The organism is Cellulosilyticum ruminicola JCM 14822 (assembly GCF_001311925.1).
Taxonomy (GTDB): Bacteria; Bacillota; Clostridia; order Lachnospirales; family Cellulosilyticaceae; genus Cellulosilyticum; species Cellulosilyticum ruminicola.
On record NZ_BBCG01000121.1, the window covers coordinates 1 to 3,923 of the forward strand.

General features: G+C 33.9%; 1 protein-coding gene and 1 pseudogene. Both read left to right on the forward strand.

Annotated elements, in window-relative coordinates; translation table 11 throughout:
* Positions 1–311 precede the first annotated feature (311 nt).
* Complete coding sequence (locus JCM14822_RS18035) at positions 312–1,139, forward strand: hypothetical protein (protein ID WP_054743992.1); 828 nt, start codon at positions 312–314, stop codon at positions 1,137–1,139.
* A gap of 148 nt (positions 1,140–1,287) precedes the next feature.
* A pseudogene (locus JCM14822_RS24690) lies at positions 1,288–3,901 on the forward strand (NYN domain-containing protein).
* Positions 3,902–3,923 lie beyond the last annotated feature (22 nt).

Consider the following 3,923-nt stretch of genomic DNA (forward strand, 5'->3'; position numbering starts at 1 on the left):
AAGTCCATCATGTTCACAAATATGAAAATAAATCATACTTGCAAGGTGTTCATGTGTAAAAAATTTATTCTTTTTAAAATCAGTATTTAGTTTAACAGTATGTTTTTGAAGTAATTTCCAATCGATAAGGCCTATAAATTTTTCGAATAAAGTAATATAATTGTCTATAGTCAGCTCCTTTGTGTTTGGTATGGTCTAGCAATTATATTAAACCTCAGGATGCTGGCTATTTTCATGTCAATGGAAATAAAAGTTAGTAACTAAACAACAATGTAATAACATATAAAATATAACAATATAGGGAGAAAACAATGAGTGATCAAAGTACAATTTACTTTCCAAATGAAAAACATTTGAAAGAATATCTTAAGCAGTTAGAAAAAAAAGGGCTCAAATATGAAGATGTTAAAATACGTTATGATGAAGCACTTGAAAAAAGACAAAAAGCCGTTTTAAAAGGAATGAAACAGGCTATTGAGAAAGATGGTTATACATTATTAGTAGAAGATATTGCAAAACTTTTAGATATAGATGAAAAACATGTACGCTTTAATGTTATTCCAGAGGTGGATTATATTGTTGCACCTCAAGGAGCCGTGGAATACTTTACTTTAGAGCATCGCCCAGATTTACACTTTTTAGAGATGCAGGTTCAGAAGTGGAAACGTATTTTTATAAATGAAGCAAGTTTTTACCGATACCTTAAAGAATATCTTTATGTTTGTTGTCCTTATAGTCAAATCACTTGGAATGAATCATTTCAAAAGTACGAATGTACAGGAGAAAATTATATAGAAATACCTTATGATGAGAAAATGGCATCAAATTTTATTAGAAGTTGTAATATTGCCCATATTATTAAAATTAGAAAACGTGAGGAGCTCTTTAAACGTACAGAGAAAGAAATTGTCAAAGCACGTGCACTAGGATTAATTAGTCAAAATCGTCTTGAACAAGAAATGGGCTATTTGAGAGAACAAATTGATCAAATTCAGTTTGTAGTGAGTACACAGGAAATTAAGCAGTTTCTAAAGAAAAATAGCTACCAATACTATCAACTCAGGCTTTATAAAAAAGATAAGGAAGGGAATAAAGTAAAATCAACCGTATTCTATTGTTTTGAGAATATAACACCATAGACATAAATGTTTGTTTTTTTATAATATTTTTAGGATATTGAGATTAATTTTAAGTAAAGGATGAAATGATGAGTAATAGTAAAATAAAAAAGTATTGTATAGGCATATTAGCCATGTAGATGCTGGGAAAACCACATTATCAGAAAGTATGCTTTATTTAAGTGGTAAGATTAGAAAATTAGGCCGTGTAGATAATCAAGATGCTACTTAGATACCTATCAATTAGAGAAATCTAGAGGTATTACAATTTTTTCAAAACAAGCTATGTTTGAAATCGGAAATATGCAAGTAACTTTATTAGACACACCAGGACATGTGGATTTTTCAGCAGAAATGGAACGTACTTTACAAGTACTAGATTATGCAATTTTAGTTGTCAGTGGTGCGGATGGTGTGCAAGGGCATACACAAACTTTATGGCGTTTATTAAAACTTTATCAGATTCCAACTTTTATCTTTATTAATAAAATGGATCAAAGAGGGACAGATAAAGATAAGCTTATAGAAGAATTAAAAAAACGTTTAGATGAAGGCTGTGTTCCATTTGAGGATATGCAGTCGGAAGCGTTTTATGATCAGATTGCCATGTGTGATGAAGCTTTAATGGAAGTTTTTTTAGAAAATGGTATGATTGAAAAAACTGAAATCATACAAGCTATTAGTGAGCGTAAGGTATTTCCTTGTTTCTTTGGTTCAGCTTTAAAGCTTGAAGGTGTGGAAGCCTTTATGCAAAGTTTAGACATGTACACAGTCATGCCTACATATGGAGAAACTTTTGGTGCTAAGATTTTTAAGATTGCCCGTGATGAGCAAGGTAATCGTTTAACTTATATGAAAGTAACTAGTGGAACTTTGAAGGTAAAAGATACCCTTACTAATAGGCGTATGCAAATACAAGAGGGCACCTTTGAAAATGAAGGCACTATCTGGGAAGAAAAGGTAAATCAAATTCGTCTTTATTCAGGCTCTAAGTTTGAAGCAGTTAATGAAGTGAGTGCTGGTTCTATTTGTGCTGTAACAGGTTTAACCAAAACACGTCCAGGAGAAGGCTTAGGCAATGAACAAGCATCAAGTGCACCTATTCTAGAACCTATTTTGGCTTATCAAATTATATTACCAGAAGGTAGTGATCCAAGATTAATGCTGCCTAAACTGCGTCAGTTAGAAGAGGAAGAACCAGAGTTGCATATTGTGTGGAATGAACATTTACAAGAAATCGAAGCACAGATTATGGGTGAGGTGCAAATTGAGATTTTACAGAGCCTAATTCGTGAACGCTTTAATATGGAAGTAACCTTTGGTGAAGGAACCATTTTATATAAAGAAACTATTAAAAATGTTGTAGAAGGTGTGGGACATTTTGAACCTTTACGCCATTATGCAGAAGTGCACATTATACTTGAACCAGGGGAAGCAAGCAGTGGCATTCAATTGACTACAGATTGTAGCGAAGATGTATTAGAGAAAAACTGGCAGCGCCTGATTTTAACTCATCTAGCAGAAAAGCCACATCGTGGAGTTCTTACTGGTTCACATATTACAGATATTAAAATGACAGTTGTTTCAGGTCGTGCCCATAAAAAGCATACAGAAGGAGGTGACTTTAGAGAAGCGACTTATCGTGCAGTGCGTCAAGGTCTTAAACAAGCCGAATCTATTTTATTAGAACCCTATTATGCTTTCCAATTAGAGGTTCCAGAAAAATGGTAGGTCGTGCCATGAAAGATATTGAAAAAATGCAAGGAACTTGTGAGATTACCCAAACAGATGGAGAGATGATTACCTTAACAGGAAGTGGGCCAGTTGTGACTATGCGTAATTATCAAAAAGAAGTGATTGCTTATACTAAAGGTCATGGACGACTATTTTGTAGTCTAAAAGGTTATGCACCTTGTCATAATGCGGAAGAAGTCATTGAGAAGATAGGTTATGATTCTGAAAGAGATATTGAAAATCCTACAGGTTCAGTCTTTTGTGCTCATGGTGCAGGTTTCTTAGTAAGCTGGGATGAAGTAAAAGATTACATGCATATTGAAAGTTGCTTAGCGCCAATTAAAGAAGAAAAAATGGATGAAGTTATTGAGGGCAAAAGTTACGAGGAGGAATGGATTGGTTTAGATGAAATTGATCAAATTCTCAATAAGACCTTTTATGCCAACCAGGGTGAAAAGTCCGTGTGGAAGAAGCGTAAAACAGCTCGTGAAAGTTATTATGAATCAACCCAAATTCGTTCTAAGCTTAATGAAGTAAGAGAAGAATATTTACTTGTCGATGGCTATAATATTATTTATGCTTGGGAAGACTTAAAGGAACTTGCTGATTTAAATATGGATGGCGCAAGAATTAAGTTATTAGATGCACTATGTAATTATCAAGGGATTCGTAAATGTCAAATTATTGCTGTTTTTGATGCATACCGTGTGCAAGGGCATCGTACAGAAATTATGGATTATCATAATATTCATGTAGTGTATACGAAAGAAGCTGAAACAGCCGATCATTACATTGAAAAGTTTGCCCACATTCATAAGCATCAGTATACTGTAACAGTTGCCACATCTGATGGCCTCGAACAAGTCATTATTCGTGGGGCAGGATGCAGACTTCTTTCTGCAAGAGAACTGAAAATGGAAATTGAGTATGTAAGTCAAAAGGCATTAGAAAACTATAGGGCTACACAAGTTAGTGAACGCAATTTATTATCAGATGCACTTTCAGAAGATTTAAAAGAACGTATGGAAAGTTTACGCAAAGGTGAATAAATGAGAAAAAGGAGCTGTCGCA

Bases quoted from the DNA above. Each gene is read 5' to 3' on its own strand.
- JCM14822_RS18035 (WP_054743992.1), top strand. From the start codon at position 312: ATGAGTGATCAAAGTACAATTTACTTTCCAAATGAAAAACATTTGAAA.